This is a genomic window from Actinoplanes sp. CA-015351 (genome assembly GCF_050955685.1).
Classification (GTDB): domain Bacteria; phylum Actinomycetota; class Actinomycetes; order Mycobacteriales; family Micromonosporaceae; genus Actinoplanes.
Genome location: NZ_CP192102.1, coordinates 8,396,417 through 8,416,004, shown reverse-complemented (window position 1 = coordinate 8,416,004; position 19,588 = coordinate 8,396,417). Strand labels below are relative to the sequence as shown.

The window sequence follows — 19,588 nt, the reverse complement described above, 5'->3', positions numbered from 1 at the left end:
CTGGGGCTCAGCCCCCGCGGGGCCCGGGAATCGCGGCAGCGCGCCGGATCGGCCGGCGAACCGGTGCGGCCGGCATGCTGTCGTGCCGCCACGGCAGGGCGTTGACCAGCAAGATCAGGGCCAGGGCGTAACCGTTCCAGGTTTGGGCGGCGAGCGGGTCGAGCACCATCAGGGCGTAACCGGCCAGGCCGGCCGCCGCGAAGCCGACGCCGGTGAAACGGGAGCGCGGCAGCCGGGTGCCCAACCGGCGGCGGATCGCTTCGTCGGCCAGGATCAGCACTGCCGGGAGCAGCCAGATCGCCTCGCCGGGCGACGTGACAGGTCCGGCCGCCGCTCCGGCCAGGGCCACCAGGGTGAACGCCGCGGTCTCGTCGCCGTCGGCGTGTGCCGAGCGGGCCCGGATCAGGCCGACCGCCAAAAGAAGCACGCCGAACGAGATCCAGACCAGCACCGGTGGCGCGGAGTCGCCGTACAGGCGGGCCAGCACACCGGCCAGCGACTGGTTGCCCGAATCGCTGAGCGGCGCGGCGCGGTCGATCTCCCAGAGGGTGGTGCGGTACCAGGTCAGGGTCTCCGAGGGTGCGGCGATCAGCGCGCACAGCGAGACCGTGGTGGCGGTGATCAGGGCGGTCAGTGCGGCCCGGCGCTGTTTGCTGACCAGCAGGTATCCGATCAGCAGGAGCGGGCCGGCGGCGATCGCGCCGGCCAGGCCGATGCCGACGCCGGCCCAGCCGCCGGTGAACCAGACGCGGCGCAGCCGTGCGGCGGGCGATCGGTCACCGGTGGCGGAACGACTGCGCCACCAGCGTTGCCGGGCCAGCGTCGCCCGGCGCAGGGCCACCAGGTCCGCCGCCACCAGGCCGAACAGGATCAGGTCGACACGGCCCAGGCCGATCGTGGCGCGTACCGGGCCGGCCAGCAGGGCTAGGGCGGTCAGGGCCAGGACGATCCCGGTGCGGCTGCGGCCGTGCTCGCGGGCGGCCGGGCCGGCCAGCACCATCAGGGCCAGCATCAGCGCGGCCAGGCTGGTCAGCGCGAGCAGCCAGCCGGCCACCGGCAACGGTAGAACCACGAGGGGCGCCAGCATCAGGGCCAGGACTGGGGAGAGCGCGGCGCCGAACGGGGTGCCGTCCTCACGGTACGTATAGATTCCGTCCCCGATTATCCAGGAGCGGATTGCCGCCAACTGGACTTCCAGGGTGCTTAACGCGTACCCATGAATGCAGATGGTGATGAGCAGGAGCGTGAGCAGACCGCCCAGCGTCAGGAACGCTGAACGCCTGCGCGCAGCGCGGCGCGCACCCTTCTCGATTGCCGGCATGGAGCGACCCCCGTCTCGTCCTCCGGGCACGGCACGGCTGTCGCCCTCTCTCGGCCGGTCCCAGAAATGGGCAAACCAGGTGAGAGTGGGCGGCAGGTTTGTAGCCGGGCGGAAGTGAGCTTAGAAGGCGCAGACCGACCGTGCGGCCCCTCGTCCGCTTTAACGCAAAGGCCGCTTAGAGGTTGTTATCAGGACAATCTAAGTGGCGGGATCAGCCGGACGAGTGGTTTCAAGATCAGCCAGGAATCTTGCGCGCGGCCGAGGCGGAGAGCGCGGCGATGCGTGCCTCGCGCTTGGCGGTACGCACAGCGCGCTTGACCTGACGCTGTGACCGGTCGACGGCGTGGCTGGTCCGGTAGCGCAGGCCGGGCTTGCCCTCGGTGTCCGCGGCCGCGAGCAGCAGACCGCCGAGCAGGCCCAGGTTCTTCAGGAAGTGGATCTGCTGGTTGGCCCGATCCTCTTTCGCCGCGGCCCAGAACGGGTGGCCCGCCAGAGTGGTCGGCACCAGGCCGGCGGCGAGCACCGCGGCGGCCGGGCGGGTGAAACGACCGGTGGCGAGCGCGAGCCCGGCCACGATGTCGGCGGCGGCCTTGACCCGGACCAGCGTCGCGGGGTCGGTGGGCAGGCGCGGATCCGCCTTCTCCAGGAGGGGAGTGATCGGGTCGGTGACCCGCCGGGCCGCTGCGATCCGGCCCTCACCGGGCTGGATCAGTACGCGGGCCCCGCTGATCACGAAGATCGAGGCGAGCATGGCTCGGGCGGCGCTGCGAACGGGCTTCATGAACTTCGTTATACCCGCAGTGGCGGTGTCATACCGGCTGCGTTCTGAGGTAGCGGCCGAAGTGCGGGACGGTGAAGGCGACCGTGCCGCGCTCGCCGGAGTAGATGAGTCCTTTTTTGATCAGCGCGTCCCGGGCCGGGGACAGGCTGGCCGGTTTCCGCCCGAGCGAGGTTGCGATGTCCGAGGTCGGCACGGCGGCGTCCATGTCGTTGCCCGGATCACTGGAGAGCACGGCCATGGCCCGCATGTACTCCCGCTCGGCCGGGGTGGCCCGCTCGAACCGGGAGCCGAAGAAGCCGACCGCCAGCTCACCCTCCGCCTCGGGCGCCGCGACCTGTACGTCGTTGGCCGTGATCGGGGTCTGCGGCGCGTGGTCCCAGGTCGCTTTCCCGTACGCCTGGACGAAGTACGGATAGCCGCCGGACTTCTCGTAGAGCAGGTCGAGGGCCTCCTGCTCGTACTCGACGCCCTCACGGTCGGCCGGCACACCCAGGGCCAGGTCGGCGGCGTCGCGGTCCAGGCGGTCGATCCGGGCGTACCGGAAGAGGCGCTCGGAGTACGACTTCGCGGCGGACAGCACGGCCGGCAGGTGCGGCAGGCCGGCGCCGACCACGATCAGTGGCGCGCCGAGCTGCGACAACTCGTGGCAGGCCGCGCAGAGCGCCGACACGTCGGTGGCGCTGAGGTCCTGCATCTCGTCGATGAAGAGGGCGATCCCGGTGCCGACGTCGGTGGCGAGCGAGGCCGCGTCAGTGAAGAGCTCGACCAGATCGATCTCGATGTCGCCGGAGTCAGCCCGACCGCGGGCCGGTGGCACGTCGATGCCGGGCGCCCAGCGGTCCCGCAGCTTCGCGTTCCCGTCGTTTGACCGCAGCGCGAACGCCTTCAGCACGCCGAGCACCTCGTCCACCCGGTCCGGGTCGCGGTGGTGTGGCGCCAGCTCGCGGATCGCCATGTGCAGCGCGCCGGAGACCGGGCGGCGCAGCGATTGGTCCGGCCGGGCCTCGATCTTGCCGGTGCCCCAGAGGCGGCCGATCGCCGCCGACCGCAAAGTGTTGAGCAGCACCGTCTTGCCGACGCCGCGCAGGCCGGTCAGGACCAGGCTGCGCTCCGGCCGGCCGCGGGCGACCCGCTCCAGCACGATGTCGAAGACGTCCAGCTCACGGCCTCGCCCGGCCAGCTCTGGTGGGCGCTGGCCGGCGCCGGGAGCGTACGGGTTCCGCACGGGATCCATGGCGTAGCACAGTATCGGGCTGTCTAGTGTGAACGCTAGAGTCCGCTCGAATTCACTCTCGACCGGCCTCTAGAGGTATCTAGCGAATTTGCTAGACCTTCCCATACTCGCGTAGGCAGAGAACGACGTCGACGTCGTCGTACTCGGTGTCGTAGTAGTACCACTTGGTGTACCCCTCGACCTTGGCGCATTTGCCCATCGCGTCCTTGTCGCCGGTGGTCCGGCCGTCAACGCGTTTCAGCACCTCGTACGTGTTCGCCGCGCACGCCACGACGCGCAGTTTCGGTTCCAGGTTGGTGCCGTCGTTGCGGACGCACTGACCCTTTGCCGCGAACCTGGCGTCCTCGCTGGCCTGCGGGCGCGGGCCGGTGCCGACCGGCGCGGTCGTTTCAGTGGCGACCGGCGCGGCCTTGTCGTCGTCGCGGTTCACCACGAACCAGGCCGCCGTCGCGATCCCGCCGCCGACGAGCACGCTGAGCACCGCGACCAGGGCGCCCATCGCGAACCCGCGCTTGGGCGGCGGCAGCGGCTGGTTCCACTGCGGCGCTGCGTACGGCTGCTGCTGCGGGATCGGCGGGGCCGGTGGTGGGCTCCACGGCTGCGACGGCTCGTGCTCGCCCCAGGGGTCGGACGGTTCCGAGTACGGCTCCTCGGTGTGCCGGCCAGGCCACGGCTGGCCAGGGAACGGCCCGTTCTGCGACATCGGGGTTCCTCCAGAAGCGGAATTCGCTGCCTGCCACGGTAGCGCGCGGCACGGATCCGGACGTTGCCGGAATCGCGGGCATTTTTCGCAGGCCTGTTCGCAGACCTATTCACGGGCCTGTTCGCAGGCTGATTTCAGAGCAGGCGGAGCTGGCGATCCTTCGGCTTTGAGGGCGCGGCCTCGCCCAGCCGCTCGAACAGCCCCGAATCGATAACGTCCAGGAACGGCGTCGGCGACTGCTCGCGCTCGCTGCCGTGCCGGAATCGCTTCGCCGAGTAGCTCACGTAGAGCCGGTCCTGTGCCCGGGTCAGACCGACGAAGAACAGCCGGCGCTCCTCGGCGATCTCGTCGTCCGTCGGGGTCGAACCCGGCCAGCGCAGCGGCAGCAGGCCGTCCTCGCAGCCGACCAGGAAGACCACCGGGAACTCAAGGCCCTTCGCGGCGTGCAGGGTGAGCAGGTTGACCGCTTCGGCGCGCGGGTCCAGCGCGTCCACCTCGGCGCCGGTCTCCAGCTGCTGCAGGAACAGCGGCAGGTCGTCGCCGACCCGCAGAGCCAGCGGGATCAGCAGGTCCGCGGCCGACCAGACGTCCTCGGGGGCCAGTTGTTCGCCGTCCAGGGTCGGTGCCGCGTACCGCTGGGCAAGGACCTGAGCAGCGAGCTTGACCCGCGCCGCGAGCGAACCACCCAGCCCGCCCGCGTGGCGAAGCTCGCGGGCGATGACCTGGACACCGGGCCGGTCGCGCAGCCGGTTGTGCGAGCGCTTCTGCACCGGCACGCCGGCCCGGGAGAGCGCATCGAGGATCGGGCCGGACTGCGCATCGGTGCGGTACAGCACCGCGACGTCGGAGAACGACAGGGTTCCGGTGACCGTGGCGCGGGAGTCGACCCGGCCGGAGTCCAGCGATCGGTGGGAGAGGCCGCCGACCAGCTCGTCGATGGTCCGGACCACGAAGTCGGCCTCGTCGGCGACGCTGCGCGCCGGGTAACGGCCGACCAACGGTGACTCCGGGTCAAGCCGGGCTGGGTCCAGCCGGCGGCCGCTGACCAGCGAGGACGGTGCGATGGCCTGGACCGCGGCGGCCAGGATCGGTGCCGAGGAGCGGTAGTTGCGGGTCAGGCGTACCAGGCGGGCGTCGACGAAGTCGCTGTTGAAGCGCAGGAAGTACCGCACGTCGGCGCCACGGAACGAGTAGATCGCCTGGTCCGGGTCGCCGATCGCGCACAGGTTGCCGTCCGGCGGGCTGAGCAGGCGCAGCAGCTCGTACTGCAGCTCGTCGACGTCCTGGTACTCGTCCACGAAGATCCACTGCCAGCGCTTGCGGTACCGCTCGACAAGCGCCTGGTCGTCGCGCAGCAGCGACACCGGCAGGCTGATCAGGTCGTCCAGGTCGACGAGGTCCTGCTGGCGGAGCAGCTTTCGGTACGCGGCATCGTCGACACCGGCCTGCTCCCGGGCCTGTGCCTGTTCCTTCTCGTCGGCGATCCGCCAGTTCGCGCCGAGACCGGCAGCCTTGGCGTTCTCCTTCAGCACGGTCAAGCCGAGCGAGTGGAACGTGCCGACAGTGATGTCCTCGGCCACGTCACCGAGCAGCGTGTCCAGGCGTTCCTTCAGCTCGGCGGCGGCCCGCCGGGTGAACGTGATGGCCAGACACCGTTCGGGGAAGACGCCCAGTTCAGCGCAGAGGTACGCGATGCGGTGCGTCAGCGTGCGGGTCTTGCCGGTGCCGGGGCCCGCCACGATCAGCAGTGGACCACCCGGTGCGGACGCGGCCACCCGCTGCATGGCGTCGAGGCGGTCCAGCAGGCCGGTGCCGACCTCTTCCATGCCGGCAAGCATCGGCTCGAACGGCTCGTGCGGGCTGGGCGGGGGCGCGAGGGGCGGGGAGGCCGGGCGTTCTCGGGTCGATTTGTGGCTCTTCGGCTTGGCGGCCGGCTCCGGCTTGCGCGGTTTGTCGAGCGGCTTGTCAACCGGCGAGATGTCGAACAGCGTCTCCACCTGCGGTGCGCTGTTGCGGTTCCGCAGCTCACCCGGTTCGAACAAGGTGATCACGCCGTACTCGCCGTCGTAGCCCGAGACCCGCCGGACGTCGCCGCGCCGCAGCCGGGTGATCGCCTCGCGCAGCTCCTCGCCGCCCGCCTTGCCGATGTCGTCGACCGGAACGTTGCGCAGGATGTCCAGTTCCGGGCCGAGCGTCGCGACCAGGTGGTTCAGCTGGGCCTCGACGGTCTTCGACTTCGGGCCGACACCGTGGATCTCGCCGATGATCTCGTGCAGCTGGATCAGGTGCTCGACGTGCTGCTGCTTCTGGAAGCCCACCGGCCGGTCGGCCAGGTCCTCGACCCGGCTCAGGACGCCGATGGTCAGCGGCCGGCCACACTCGGGGCAGCGGCCCTGCGTCTCACGGGTCTTCGCCGGATCCCAGTTCACGCCGCAGGCTCGGTGCCCGTCCGCGTGGTACTTGCCCTCTTCCGGGAAGAATTCGAGCGTGCCGGCCAGGCCGATGCCGTCCTTCACCGCGAAGTAATCGGGGGTGCCGGAGAAGAGCGTGGCCTCACGAGCCAGCGCGGCCGGTGAGTGCGCGTCCGAGTTCGAGACGAGGCGGTACTTGTCGAGGCTGGAGACACGCCAGTTCATCGCCGGGTCCGACGAGAGGCCTGTTTCCACCGCGGTGATGTGCTCGGCCAGGTCGGCGTAGCAGTCGGCGATCGCGTCGAAGCCGGACTTGGAGCCGAGCGCCGAGAACCAGGGCGTCCAGATGTGCGCCGGGATCAGGTATCCGCCGGACTCCAGGGTGATCTCGAGCAGGTCGCGCGAGTCCAGGCCGAGGATGGGCCGGCCGTCCGCGGTCAGGTTGCCGATCCGCGCCAGGGCAGTGTTGATCTTTTCGACGCTGGCGAAGTCCGGTGCGTACAAAAGGTGGTGGACCTTGCGCGTCCGATCGTCCCGTTTGTAGATCGTCGAGATCTCGACGCTGAGCATGAACCGGGCCGGAGCCGTGCCGCTGAGCGAGCCGGGCAGGCGTTTGGTCACCTGGGTCTCGTCGTCTTTGGTCAGGCGGAACAGTCCGGGCTCGGCCGGCTCGAGGCTCTCCCTGAGATGCTCGAACCAGGCCGGGTGGGTGAAGTCGCCGGTGCCGAGAAGGGCGATGCCCTTGCGCCGGGCCCACCACGCCAGGTTGGGCAACGTCAGATCACGGCTGCAGGCACGCGAGTATCGCGAGTGAATGTGAAGGTCCGCGACGTAAGTTCCCGCGGTGACCTCCACGTCCCGCATCCTGTCACGGCCCTCGGTGCCGCCACGAATCGCCACGCTCAAACACACTTACCGATCTTGATTGGTCACGCCGAACGCAGTTCGATGACGGTGACTTGCGGAGGGGCGCCGACCCGAACCGGCGGGCCCCACGAACCGGCGCCGTTGGTCACGAAGATCGGCACGCCGTCCACGTTCCCGAAGCCGGAGACTACCGGCTGCGACAGCCGGACGAGCAGGTTGAACGGCACCATCTGGCCGCCGTGGGTGTGACCGGAGACCTGGAGATCCACGCCGTAGGGCGCGGCCTTCTCGGCGGCCACCGGCTGGTGTGCCATCAGGACCACCGGACGGGTCATGTCCCGGTTACCGAGAGCTAGTGCGAAATCGGCGGGGTCGCCGTACATTTCCCCGTCCAGATCGTTGACGCCGGCCAGATCCAGGCCGTCGAGTTCCACCCGTTCGTTGCGCAGGGGCCGCATTCCGAACTCGGCCACCTCGTCGATCCACTCGGTGTAATCGGTGTAGTACTCGTGGTTACCGGTTACGAAGTAGGTGCCTTTTTTCGATTGAATTCCGGCTAGCGGCGCGACGAATGGGCCGATCTGCGCCACCGTGCCGTCGACCAGATCGCCGACGACGCAGACGATGTCCGCGTTCACCGAATTGATCACCTGGGTGACGCGTCGCGCGTGCTCTGCGCCGGTTGTCGGGCCGATGTGGATGTCCGAGACGACTGCCAGGCGGATGCCGTCCATGCGTCTTGGCAGCTTGGTCATCGGCATGTGGAAGCGGTTGATTCTTGGTGGGCCGGCTGCGGTTTTTACTCCGTACCCTGTGATGCTCGCGGCCGTGAGGCCCGCGAAGATGGCGGTGCCGCGCGCCAGAAGGAGCCGTCGGTCTTCGTTTGGTTTTTCAGGGGTTGTTTGCGGGGTGCGGGTCAGTGTTTTGCGCCTTCGAATCCATCGCGGGATTTCGAGGATGGAGAGGGTGACTAGTAGGTAGAACATGACCGCTACCCAGATGTATCCGGGCCAGTAGAGCCACGGGAAGTAGCCGTCGCGGACGCCGAAGAGGGTCATCGGCATTGAAATCCCCAGGGCGATGACGATTGCTGTGCCGATGCGGCGGGGCAGGCCCTGGTGGGTTGTGTCTTGGACGAGGCGTTTCCAGAGGTACCAGTGGATCGCCACAATGCTGATCACGACCAGCGTGTTGAAGATCAACTGGGGTTTCCTTTCGGTGCCCGTGCTTGTTCAGCTTGCCGGAATCAGTGTCGCCGACGTGTGGTGGGGCGCGGGTGAGGTCCCTCTCAGTCGGGGGTCGGGGGTGGGTGTTGGTGGGCGTGCGCACGGTTTGAGTGAGTCTGTCTTGATGCGTGCTGGGTTGTGGTGCGTTGGGCTTTGTGGTGCGTCGGGGTTGTTGTGGGCTGGGTTGTGGCGGGTCGGGCTTGTGGCGCGTCGGGATTGTTATGGGCTGGGCTTGTGGCGCGCCGGGCTTGTGGCGCGCCGGACTTGTGGCGCGCTTGCCTTATTCCGCGGTCATGGCGGCTCCTGCGCTCACTGCTTGCGGCGAGGTTTGGACGCATTCGTCCGGTCGAAGTCTTTGTGCCCACGCATGGGCCGAAGCGCTTCTGCAACCGAGGCACCCCGCAGATCTTGAGCGATTTTCGACTTTCCAGGGTGCGAGAACGCTCAAGATCGCAGGGGGATCCTGGTTGAGTGGTGACGAAGTGGACCTTTTCGGGCGCCGGGCGAGACCAGGGCACACGGTGAGCTCTCACTCGGGCGAGATGGGGGCACACAGTGGGGCTTCGATTGCACGGTCACGTCCACCGAAGTGGTGTACGACCTGGACTTTCCAGGACGTAAGAGGCGGCCACCGCAGATCCTTCGGATTGCTTGAAGATCACGAAGGAGAGACCTGCGATGGCCGCAACAGAGAGTTTGAACGTCACTGAGCTGCTGGGCCAGCATCTGGAATCGGCGAGCCCTGATGTACTGCGGGTGATGGTGAAAACTTTCGCGGACGCGTTGATGTCTGCTGAGGCCGACGCCCTGTGCGGGGCCGGCTACGGCGAACGCAGCGACGAGCGCACCAACTCGCGTAACGGATACCGCCAGCGGGAGTGGGACACCCGGGCCGGCACGGTCGAGCTGGCGATCCCGAAACTGCGCACGGGTTCATACTTTCCGGACTGGCTGCTCGAACACCGGCGCCGGGCTGAACAGGCCCTGGTCAGTGTGGTCGCGACGTCGTATCTGCTTGGTGTGTCGACACGGCGGGTGGAGAAACTTGTCGAGCAGCTCGGCGTCAAGTCTCTGTCGAAGTCGCAGGTCTCGGAGATGGCCCGCCACCTCGATGTCCAGGTCGAGGCGTTCCGTAACCGGCCTCTGGACGCCGGCCCGTACACGTTTGTGTGGGTCGATGCCCTGGTCATCAAGGTGCGGGAGAACGGCCGGACGGTGAACGTGCACGCCCTGGTCGCGGTCGGTGTCAACGGTGACGGCGGCCGTGAGGTACTGGGTCTCGACGTCACGTCCGACGAGGACGGTGCCGGCTGGCTGGCGTTCCTGCGCTCGTTGACCGCCCGTGGGCTGTCCGGGGTCCGTCTGGTCGTCTCCGACGCTCACCGTGGTCTGGTCAACGCGATCGGCGCCGCGCTGCCGGGGGCGCAGTGGCAGCGCTGCCGCACCCACTACCTGCGTAATTTGCTCGCGAAGGTCCCGAAGAGCGCACAGCCGTGGGTCGCGACGCTGGTCCGTACGATTTTCGACCAGCCCGACGCCGACGCTGTCCGGGCGCAGTTCGAGCGGGTTCTCGACACGATCGCCGCGAAGTTCCCCGACGCGGCCGAGCACCTCGACGACGCCCGCGGTGACCTGCTCGCCTTCACCGGGTTCCCGCGGGAGCTGTGGCGTCAGATCTGGTCGAACAATCCGCAAGAACGCTTGAACAAGGAGATCCGGCGCCGCACCGACGTTGTCGGGATCTTCCCGAACCGGGCCGCGATCATCCGCCTCGTCGGCGCGGTCCTGGCCGAGCAAACCGACGAATGGGTCGAAGGACGCCGCTACATGGGCCTTGATGTTCTCCGTAAAGCACGCCTGACCAGCATCGATACCGAGCAACACGACACCGAAATCGTCGAAACCACCGCGATCGCCGCATAAGATCAACACACACGGATCAGCGCTGGCCGCCTCTTACACCACGCCAGCGGACGTGACCGATTGCCACGGGACAGGGGCGCACGGTTGGGCTCGCTCGGCCGGGGCGGGGGCGCACGGTGAGCTTTTGTGTGCCTCGGCTGCTTAGATGCGGGTTCGGCTGTGTGCCAGTGCCGACCTGGCGGTCTATTGAGGAAGTCGCTTGTTGGGAAGCGTGACGACGAGCGTCCTGTCCGGCCGCCGGCGGTCGGCTGCTGTCGCGAACGCGGGCACCTGCCTGCAAGCGCTGGCCGACGTCGAAAGCGACGAGATCTGTGTGACCACCTGCTCGGCCAGGACTGATCAGCCGCCGGCGAACGGGGGTAGTACGTCCACCGTTGCGCCGGCTGGGAGCTCGGCGGCGCGGTCGTGGCAGGCCAGGCCGTTGACCAGGAAGCTGGCTGCCTTCATGACCAGGGCCAGCCGTTCGCCGTGGCGGTCGGTCAGCAGCTGCGTCAGCTCGTTCACCGTTGCGGCTTCAGCGGGCTCTGAGGACACCCCGCCGGCCGCGGCTCGGGCACCGGCGAAATAGCGCACGGTCAGCACTGGTCAGCCTCCGAACGGTGCCCGGTCAGCACTGGGTCAATCTCTGCACGGCGCCCGGTCAGCACTGGGTCAATCTCCGAACGGTGCCCGGTCAGCACTGGGTCAGCCTCCGAATAGCGCACGGTCAGCACTGGGTCAGCCTCCGATTGCGGACATCGGGCGGGCGGGCTGGAGGAATGTGGGGTCGTCGATGCCGTGGCCGGCTCGCTTGCCCCACATTGCGGCTCGCCACGCATCGGCGATGTGGTCGTCGGTGGCGCCGCCGCGGAGCAGTTTGCGGAGGTCGCTCTCGTCGGTGGCGAAGAGGCAGTTGCGGACCTGGCCGTCGGCAGTGAGGCGGGTACGGTCGCAGTCCCCACAGAACGGCCTGGTCACGCTGGCGATCACGCCGACTCGGGCCGGTTGGCCGGCGGCGTCGGTGTAGCCCGGGATGAGCCAGGTCTCGGCCGGCGCCGTTCCACGTGAAACATCGTCAGGCTGCAGGGCGAACGGTTCCAGGGCTGCCAGGATCTCCTCGGCGGTGACCATGACGTGCCGGTCCCACTGGTGTTGCGCGTCAAGCGGCATCTGCTCGATGAAGCGAAGCTGGTAACCGTGGTCCAGAGCGAAGCGCAGCAGAGCCGGGGCCTCGTCGTCGTTGACCCCGCGCATCAGCACAGTATTGATTTTCACCGGGGTCAGGCCCGCGTCGGCGGCGGCGCGCAGGCCGGCCAGTACGTCGGAGTGCCGGTCGCGGAGGGTCAGGGTGTGGAAGCGGGCCGGGTCCATGGTGTCGAGTGAGACGTTCACCCGGTCCAGGCCGGCCTCTTTCAGGGCGATCGCGGTCCGGTCCAGGCCGATGCCGTTCGTCGTCACCGACAGTTTCGGCTTGGGCGTGAGTTTCGCGGCGGCCGCGATGATGCCGACCAGGCCGCGGCGGATGAGCGGTTCGCCGCCGGTGAATCGGACCTCGGTGACACCGAGCTGCTCGACCGCGATCCGCACCAGCCGGCTGACCTCGTCGTCAGTGAGCTGGTCGGGCTGAGGCATCCAGGCCAGACCCTCTGCGGGCATGCAATATGTGCACCGCAGGTTGCACCGGTCGGTGAGTGAGACACGCAGGTCGGTCGCGATGCGGCCGAACCGGTCGGCGAGCACGGTCACGGACGCCACCGGACGCGAACGGGTGCTGATCTCTGGAAGAGGCTCACAACATCGAATCTAGCCGCTCCAGGACCGAATCGCCGTTACGCATATCGCTGTATGGGCAGAAGTCGAGAAAGCCGCCAGAAGCTCACACGCAGAAGCGATGGTAAGCACCCGTTCAAGCCCGCATAAGCGCGTCCACCGCGCCCATCACCGCACTGCGATACCCATTTCCGAACGCCGCCGCGTGGACCAGCAAAAGATGCAACTGGTGCAAGGGCACTCGCTCCTGCCACCCGTCAGCTAGCGGCCATTCCTCCTGATAACTCCCGAGAATCAGGTCGAAGAACGCCACCCCGCCGAAGAGCCGCAGCGTGGCGAGATCCGTCTCTCGGTGACCCCCATGAGCAGCCGGATCCACCAGCCAACCCCGCCCATCAGCACCCCAGAGCAGATTGCCCGGCCACAGATCTCCGTGGATGCGAGCGGGCGCCTCCGACCCCCCGTACCGATGAATAGCGTTGATGATCTTGTCGACGGCCGTGACGTCCTCGCTGGAGAGCGCGCCGCGATCGGCTGAAAGCCGGAGGTACGGCAGCAGGCGGCGTTCCGCGAACCAGGACCCCCAATCGCCGGGAGCAAAGGGAGCAAAGGGAGCAAAGGGAGTGGAGGGAGTAGAGGTAGGAGGGGAGTTGTCCAGCGGCAGCGGCCCGATCCAGCCCGGCCAGCCAGCGCCGAACGACGACGCGCCACTGCGATGCAGCACCGCCAGCTGACGCCCAAACGCAGCCGCCGCCGAAGCGGAAGCAGACCCCGGCGAGACCCACTCCAGGGCGAGAAGGTCCGGCAGCGCGACGATCACCTCGGGTACGGGCACCGCACCGGCGTCTCGAAGCCACCCGAGTGACGACGACTCAGCGGTGAACAGCCCCGGCGGCGCGGGATCGGAAGGCCAGTTCTTAGCGAAAAGCGACGTTCCGTCATCAAGCGTCAACCGCCGCGCGACGCACACACCCGCCCCCACCGGCGTCTCCCGGATCCGTTGATGAGTGAGAAATGTCGGGAGGTGCTGGGGATGCGCGCGCAGGTACGCCATGTCCACCCGCTTATCTTGCGCTTCTGGTGACGAACATCCCAATTCGAAGGCATGATGGGCGGCATGACCCCTGTCGCTGTGCGTTCTTATCGCCCGAGCGATCACTCGGCGGGCAGGCACCTGTGGGCGGAGCTCACTCGTCAGCACAACGAGATGTACGGGGAGACCGCCGACGACGGCGGAGCAGGCTTCGAGGAGTACCTGACGAGGCTCGATCTCTCCGGGCTCTGGGTCGCCGACCACGCCGACGACGGGGTCATCGGGATGGTCGGGCTGATCATGCGGGGCCGGGCCGGTGAGGTCGAGCCGGTGGTCGTCACCGCGACGCACCGGCACAAGGGCGTCGGCCGGCTGCTGCTGCAGCACGTCGCGGACGAGGCAAAGAACCGGAACATGACGTCGCTGACCATCTCCCCCGAGTCACGCAACGTCGACGCAATCCGCAGCCTGCACGCGGCCGGTTACGACGTGGTCTCCTCGATCGAGCTGACCATGAACCTGGACCGGCACAGCAACGCCTGGCACGAGGAAGGCCTCCAGCTCCACGAGCTGCCTTTCAAAAGCTAGAGGCTGTGGACACTTTGTCCACAGGAAACGAACGAGGCACGCGGCCGCCCTGAAATTGCCGCAATTCTGCCGGGCATGACAACCGACTGCCCGCTCATCGTCCGCACCCCGTCCGACCTGATCGCGATCGTGCCGTTCGTGCTCGGCTACCACCCGGCCAACAGCGTCATCGTGATCGGCCTCAACGGGCACGACGTGAATTTCGGCGCCTGCTACGAACTGCCTCCACCGGACTGCGACGACGGTGAAGCCCAGGAACTCGCGCGAACGGTGGCCGCGACGGTGGCCCGCCAGCAGATCCAGTCACTCGTCGTGGTCGGCTTCGGGCCTGCGGCCCAAGTCGACCCCGCGGTGTCGCGCTTGGCGGTCGCCTTGAGCTCCTCTGGGGTACGCCTCAACGACGCACTCCGGGTGACCGAAGGACGCTGGTGGTCGTACTTCTGTGCGGATCTGGGCTGCTGTCCGGACGACGGGACGCCGTGCCTGCCGCCGGACAGTGTGATCGCGGCCGAGGCGACGTACCGGGGGCAGGTAGCGCTGCCCAGCCGACGTGACCTGGTCGCCCGGGTGGCGCCGGTGGAGGGCGATGAACGGGAGGCCATGTCGGCCGCCACCGAGCGGGCCCGGAAACGGTTCGCCGAGCTGCTCGCCGACGACCTGGGCGCGAAACAGTACGCCCGCCGGATCTGCCGCGCCGGCCAGATCGCGGTCCGGCAGGCGGAGTCCCGATATCGCTCGTCCCGCCCGCTCGACCCGGACGAGCTGGCCTGGCTCGGCGCGTTGCTGGTGGACCGTGCCGTGGAGGACTACGCGCTGGACCGGATCCGGCCGCAGGAGTGGCGGATCCAGCTCTGGACCGACGTGCTGCGCCGGGTCGAGCCGGTCTACGTACCGGCGCCGGCCTGCCTGCTCGGCTTCACCGCCTGGCGTGCTGGGAACGGCGCTCTGGCGCGGGTGGCGGTGGACCGCGCCCTCGCCGTCGAGCCACAGCATCAGCTGGCGGGTCTGTTGCATCAGGTGCTCGGGTTCGGGCTGTCGCCGCACATGGTCGGCTCGGCGGCACGCCCGGACCGGGCCCGCCGCACGAGGCGGGCCCGATGACCGAGACAGGCCCGGTGACCGAGACAGGCCCGGTGACCGAGGTCAGGGACGGTCGGTCTCCTGCTGGACGGTCTGCTCGCCGAGATCGTTTCCGGCTCGCAGCGACGTGGCCGGGGCCGGGTTGTCCGCCACCTGGTGCAGTCCCGGTACCCGGTCCTCGACGACGAAGGTGGCCCGCGTGTGCGCCGGCGCCCCAGCGGTCGTCACGTACGGAAGAACCACGAAATCAGCGGTCAGCGAGTCCTGGGTGATCGTGGTCCGGACGTACCCTCGCTGGTTGTTGTAGAAGCGCAGGTGCGGGTTCCAGGCGGCCCACGGGTGGTTGCCGCTCGCCACGTCGGCGCCGTTGCCGCCCGAGGTGATCGAGGAGCAGACGAGTTCGGTGCCGACGGTCTTCGAGGTCGGGTCGTCGTAGTCAAGCTTCAGCTCGTCGGCCCAGTGCGCGTGCACGTCGCCGGTGAGCACGATCGGGTTGCGGACGCCCGCGTCGACCCAGCCGCGGGTGATCCGCTCCCGGGAAGCCTGGTATCCGTCCCAGGAGTCCATGCTGAGCACCTTCGACGGGCCCGAGTTGTTGTCCCGCTGGCCGAAGAAGACCTGCTGGCCGAGCACGTCCCAGCGAGCCGTGGACCGCCGGAAGCCGTCGAGCAGCCACTTCTCCTGTTCGGGGCCGGTGATGCTGCGCGCCGGGTCGTACGCGGCCGGGCAGTCCTTGTATCCGTCGCCGCAGCCCTGGTCGTCGCGGTACTGACGGGTGTCGAGCATGTGGAACGTGGCGAGCCGGCCCCAGTGCAGACGCCGGTACAGCTGGAGGTCGATCCCACGCGGCACCGAGGTACGGCGCAGCGGCATGTTCTCGTAGTACGCCTGGAACGCGGCGGTCCGGCGGGCCAGGAAGTTCGGGTCGGGCTGTTCGGGTACCTCGTCGGCCCAGTTGTTCTCGGTCTCGTGGTCGTCCCAGACCACGGCCCAGGGCGCCACTGCATGCGCGGCCTGCAGGTCGGGGTCGGTCTTGTACTGGGCGTGCCGCTGCCGGTAATTGGCCAGCGTGACGGTCTCCGGCCCCTCGTGGTCGCGCGGGTTCCCGCCCGGGATGTTGTAGGTGTCCGGTGCGTACTCGTACTGGTAGTCGCCGAGGTGCAGGATCAGCTCCGGCTCGTCCTCGGCCAGCCGGCGGTACGCGGTGAAATAGCCGTGCTCGTACTGGGAGCAGGAGACGAACGACATGGCGAGCGCGGCCACCCGGGCCGAGCGGGCCGGAGCGGTACGGGTCCGGCCGACCGGTGACGTGAACCGCTCCGCGCGGAAGCGGTAGAAGAACTCCCGCCCCGGCGACAGGCCGTCCAACTCGACGTGGACGCTGTGCCCGCGGTCGGGACGGGCCACGGCCACGCCGCGGCGGATCACCTTGCGGAACCTCTCGTCGGCGGCGAGTTCCCAGGCCACCGGCACGCTGCGGTACGGCATGCCGCCGAGGCCGTCCGCGGCGAGCGGGACCGGGGCGAGCCTGGTCCAGAGCACGAAGCCGTCCGGATCCGGATCACCGGATGCGACTCCCAGGGTGAACGGATCGGCCCGCAGCGGCCCGCGATAGGGCGCCGCGGCGCCGGTGAGCGGGATGACGGTGGCCGCGCCGGCGGTGGTCAACAGGAGTGTTCTGCGCGAAACAGACATGACCGCAGCCTGTTTCGCATAGATGAATGTGACTGACTTGGCGGCTTTACCGTCGTCCGAACGTCACGTGGTCAGAACGTTACGCGCTGCGCTCCGGTGTAGATGTTCATGCGCTGGCCGCGCAGGAAGCCGACCAGCGTCATCCCGGCCTCGTCGGCCAGCTCCGCCGCGAGCGTGCTGGGCGCCGAAACGGCCGCGAGCAGCGGAAGCCCGGCCATCCACGCCTTCTGGGTCAGCTCGAAGCTGGCCCGGCCGGAGACCATCAGCACATGCCCGGCCAGTGGCAGCCGGCCCTCCCGCAGCGCCCAGCCGAGCACCTTGTCGACAGCGTTGTGCCGGCCGACGTCCTCGCGCAGCACCAGCAGGTCGCCGGCGGCGGTGAAGAGACCGGCCGCGTGCAGCCCGCCGGTCCGGTCGAAGGTCCGCTGCGACGCGCGCAACGTCTCCGGCAGCTCGGCCAGGACGCGTGCCGGCATCTCCAGCGGGTCGCCGGCCACCTCGAATTTCGACCGGGTGCGGATCGCGTCGATGCTGGCCTTGCCGCAGACCCCGCACGAGCTGGTCGTGTAGAAGTTCCGGCTCGGGTCGGTGACCGGCGGCGGCACGTGCGGGTCGAGCACCACGTCGACCACGTTGTACGTGTTCGGGGTGTCGGTGCCGGCGCAGAGCTGCGCGGTCAGCACGTCATCGGCCTTGCCGATGACGCCCTCGCTCAGCAGGAATCCCATCGCGAGATCGATGTCGTGGCCGGGAGTGCGCATGGTCACAGCGAGCGGTTTTTTCCGCACCCGGATCTCGAGCGGTTCCTCGGCGGCGAGCTCGTCAGGCCGCCGCCGGGTGGGCGGCGACGCGCCCAGGTCGACGCTGACCACGGTGCGCCGCGTCACGTTCCTACCCATGTGAGAAGCGTACGGCGACGTCCACCACACGGCGTTGAAGTGAGCGCGCGGTCACGTCCGGCACGTGGTCGGGATACGGTACTCACGTGGGGGGATTTGCGGCGGTGGTCCTGGCCGGTGGTGCGGCACGGCGGATGGGCGGTGCGGACAAGCCGACTCTGCCGGTTGCCGGCCAGTCGATGCTGACCCGTGTCCTGGCCGCAGTTCATGACGCCGACCCCCGGGTTGTGGTCGGCCGCGTGCCGTCCGACCTGCCGGTCTCGGTGCACGTGACCCGCGAGGAGCCGCCCGGTGGCGGGCCCGTCGCGGCCGCCGCGGCCGGGCTGGCGCTGGTCCCCGACACGATCGCGTTCACCGCTCTGCTCGCCGCCGACCTGCCGTTCCTGACCGGCGAGGCGATCGACGTGCTGCGGCTGACGATGGAGTCGGCGCCGATGGAGGGCGCTGTCTATCGGGACGCCGAGGGCCATCTTCAGGTGCTGTGCGGTGTGTGGCGTACGAAATCGCTGCGTGCGGCGCTGGACCGGCTCGCCGAGGAGCGCGGTGACCTGCACGGCGCTTCGGTGCGGTCGCTGCTGGACAAGGTACGGGTCGCCGAGGTCTCCTGGCGCCGTCCCGGTCCGCCGCCGTGGTTCGACTGCGACACCGACGACGACCTGCGCACCGCCGAGGAATGGGCCCGGTAGATGAAAGAGCTGGACGACTGGCTCGCGGTCATCGGGCCCGAACTCGGTGTCCGGCCCGACGAGGTGCCGACCGATGAGCTGCTCGACGTGGCACGCGATGTCGCGCACAACGTGCTTCGGCCGGGTGCGCCGGTCACCGCGTACCTCATGGGTCTTGCCGTGGGCCGCGGAGCGGACCCGGCGGAAGTGGCTCGCAAGATCAGTGCCCGGTCGCTGACCTGGGGCGATCGCAAAGATCAAAGCTGACGCCGGACATACCTCCCAGGAGGGCGTTCACGCCCCGCCGCCGCTCGATAGGGTGACGGGAACGGAGGTGGCGATCATGACGCCGGACGAAAGCATTCTGCTCGAGGAGCCGACCACGGCAGACCTGCGAGCGAAGGTCACTGACGCATGGCGGGAGTTCGCCGCCGCGCTCGCCGCGCTGCTGCCGGCGCTGCCGCCGGATGCTCACGTCGACATCACCCTGGACCCGACCGCGTCCGGGACCGGCACCGCCGTCTACTCGGTGAGTCTGCGGGTTCTCCAGGACGGTGTCGTCGAGGCTCTAGCGGTGGGTAACGCCGAACTCCCCACGGATTACCGGATGAACCGCACCGCGGTGGCCGACATGGTCGCGCTCGGCTGGTCTCCGCCCGGCGTGCTGCCGGGCTCGGGCGACTCGTTCGGCGTGCGGAGCTCACAGGAGACGGCGAGCCAGCTCGCCACCGTGGTCTCCCGCACGTTGCGCGACGTGTACGGCGCTCCGCACCCGGCGTTCCTGGTCTACCTGGTCCACGACGAGCAGGACGAGCCGATCGAGTCGGCCCCGCTCGGAACGGCCCGGCACGAGCCGTCCATCGGTGGCGAGGCCGACCTGGGCGGGCTTGAGGACGACGCGGCCCTGGAGGCCGCCCTCGCGAACGTGGATGTCGACGTGGTGCCGCTGGAGGAGCGCGTCCGCACGGTCGTCGCCACCATGTCGAAGACCACTGTCGACCAGCTGCAGGTGGACGCCGACGGCGACATCGGCATCCGGGCCGGCTCGGCGATGGTCTTCGTGCGGGTGCGTGACAACCCGCCCCTGGTCGACGTCTTCTCGCCGGTGCTGACCGAGATCGAGCCGACCGAGCAGCTTTACGTGAAGCTCTCCGAGCTGACCAACCGGATGCCGATCGGTCGGCTGTACGTCGCGCAGGACACGGTGTGGGCGTCCATCCCGGTGTTCGGCCGCAACTTCCAGGCCATCCACCTCATGCTGGCCGTGCAGGTGATGACGGGCCTCGCCGATGAGCTGGACGACCGGCTGCACGGTGAGTTCGGCGGCAAGCGCTTCTTCGGCGAGGGCGACAAGCCGGTGCCGGCCAAGGACCGCCCGTCCGACGAGCACCGCCCCGGGATGTACCTCTAGCC

17 protein-coding genes are annotated in these 19,588 nt (G+C 68.8%); 6 read left to right on the top strand and 11 right to left on the bottom strand.

From position 1 onward, the window contains the following. Positions 1-7: 7 nt before the first annotated feature. The 6 genes from ACQP2E_RS38305 to ACQP2E_RS38280 form a co-directional block, all read right to left on the bottom strand. Entirely contained in the window at positions 8-1,321 is a 1,314-nt protein-coding gene (locus tag ACQP2E_RS38305) for a glycosyltransferase family 87 protein (RefSeq protein WP_433827811.1), read from the bottom strand. A 235-nt stretch (positions 1,322-1,556) separates the two neighbouring features. Then, complete coding sequence (locus ACQP2E_RS38300) at positions 1,557-2,102, bottom strand: DoxX family membrane protein (RefSeq protein WP_433827810.1); 546 nt, start codon at positions 2,100-2,102, stop codon at positions 1,557-1,559. Positions 2,103-2,130: 28 nt separating this feature from the next. Continuing rightward, positions 2,131-3,336, bottom strand: a complete 1,206-nt coding sequence (locus ACQP2E_RS38295; RefSeq protein WP_433827809.1) for an AAA family ATPase — start codon at positions 3,334-3,336, stop codon at positions 2,131-2,133. A gap of 91 nt (positions 3,337-3,427) precedes the next feature. Continuing rightward, a complete protein-coding gene (locus tag ACQP2E_RS38290) occupies positions 3,428-4,039 on the bottom strand; it encodes an LppU/SCO3897 family protein (protein WP_433827808.1) in 612 nt (203 codons plus the stop codon). A gap of 134 nt (positions 4,040-4,173) precedes the next feature. Then, entirely contained in the window at positions 4,174-7,314 is a 3,141-nt protein-coding gene (locus ACQP2E_RS38285) for a UvrD-helicase domain-containing protein (RefSeq protein ID WP_433834254.1), read from the bottom strand. Positions 7,315-7,379: 65 nt separating this feature from the next. Continuing rightward, positions 7,380-8,519: a metallophosphoesterase gene (locus ACQP2E_RS38280; RefSeq protein WP_433827807.1), complete on the bottom strand. Its 1,140-nt coding sequence runs from the start codon at positions 8,517-8,519 to the stop codon at positions 7,380-7,382. Between the two features lie 702 nt (positions 8,520-9,221). On the opposite strand from ACQP2E_RS38280, the gene ACQP2E_RS38275 reads away from it, so the two are divergent. Next, a complete protein-coding gene (locus ACQP2E_RS38275; protein ID WP_433827806.1) occupies positions 9,222-10,466 on the top strand; it encodes an IS256 family transposase in 1,245 nt (414 codons plus the stop codon). Between the two features lie 339 nt (positions 10,467-10,805). Here the strand turns inward: ACQP2E_RS38275 and ACQP2E_RS38270 are convergent, their stop codons facing one another. From ACQP2E_RS38270 to ACQP2E_RS38260, 3 genes are all read right to left on the bottom strand, one after another. Continuing rightward, positions 10,806-11,048, bottom strand: a complete 243-nt coding sequence (locus ACQP2E_RS38270) for a MoaD/ThiS family protein (protein ID WP_433827805.1) — start codon at positions 11,046-11,048, stop codon at positions 10,806-10,808. Between the two features lie 135 nt (positions 11,049-11,183). Beyond that, positions 11,184-12,200, bottom strand: a complete 1,017-nt coding sequence (moaA, locus tag ACQP2E_RS38265) for a GTP 3',8-cyclase MoaA (protein ID WP_433827804.1) — start codon at positions 12,198-12,200, stop codon at positions 11,184-11,186. 151 nt (positions 12,201-12,351) lie between these two features. After that, positions 12,352-13,275 (bottom strand): fructosamine kinase family protein, encoded by a 924-nt coding sequence (locus ACQP2E_RS38260; RefSeq protein WP_433827803.1) that lies wholly within the window; start codon positions 13,273-13,275, stop codon positions 12,352-12,354. 57 nt (positions 13,276-13,332) lie between these two features. Here ACQP2E_RS38260 and ACQP2E_RS38255 point away from each other — a divergent pair, with 57 nt between their 5' ends. Beyond that, a complete protein-coding gene (locus ACQP2E_RS38255; protein WP_433827802.1) occupies positions 13,333-13,836 on the top strand; it encodes a GNAT family N-acetyltransferase in 504 nt (167 codons plus the stop codon). A gap of 75 nt (positions 13,837-13,911) precedes the next feature. Beyond that, positions 13,912-14,937 carry a DUF4192 domain-containing protein gene (locus ACQP2E_RS38250; protein ID WP_433827801.1) on the top strand — a complete coding sequence of 342 codons (1,026 nt, stop codon included), beginning with the start codon at positions 13,912-13,914 and terminating at the stop codon, positions 14,935-14,937. Between the two features lie 42 nt (positions 14,938-14,979). Here the strand turns inward: ACQP2E_RS38250 and ACQP2E_RS38245 are convergent, their stop codons facing one another. Both ACQP2E_RS38245 and fdhD read right to left on the bottom strand, forming a co-directional pair. Next, positions 14,980-16,611 (bottom strand): alkaline phosphatase D family protein, encoded by a 1,632-nt coding sequence (locus ACQP2E_RS38245; protein ID WP_433827800.1) that lies wholly within the window; start codon positions 16,609-16,611, stop codon positions 14,980-14,982. 71 nt (positions 16,612-16,682) lie between these two features. Then, positions 16,683-17,510 (bottom strand): formate dehydrogenase accessory sulfurtransferase FdhD, encoded by an 828-nt coding sequence (fdhD, locus tag ACQP2E_RS38240; protein WP_433827799.1) that lies wholly within the window; start codon positions 17,508-17,510, stop codon positions 16,683-16,685. A gap of 104 nt (positions 17,511-17,614) precedes the next feature. Here fdhD and mobA point away from each other — a divergent pair, with 104 nt between their 5' ends. The 3 genes from mobA to ACQP2E_RS38225 all read left to right on the top strand — a co-directional run bounded on the left by mobA (position 17,615) and on the right by ACQP2E_RS38225 (position 19,586). After that, positions 17,615-18,196 carry a molybdenum cofactor guanylyltransferase gene (gene mobA, locus ACQP2E_RS38235; protein WP_111651012.1) on the top strand — a complete coding sequence of 194 codons (582 nt, stop codon included), beginning with the start codon at positions 17,615-17,617 and terminating at the stop codon, positions 18,194-18,196. After that, positions 18,197-18,442, top strand: a complete 246-nt coding sequence (locus tag ACQP2E_RS38230; protein ID WP_433827798.1) for a DUF6457 domain-containing protein — start codon at positions 18,197-18,199, stop codon at positions 18,440-18,442. Between the two features lie 76 nt (positions 18,443-18,518). After that, positions 18,519-19,586 carry a T3SS (YopN, CesT) and YbjN peptide-binding chaperone 1 gene (locus ACQP2E_RS38225; protein ID WP_433827797.1) on the top strand — a complete coding sequence of 356 codons (1,068 nt, stop codon included), beginning with the start codon at positions 18,519-18,521 and terminating at the stop codon, positions 19,584-19,586. The last annotated feature ends 2 nt before the right edge of the window (positions 19,587-19,588 follow it).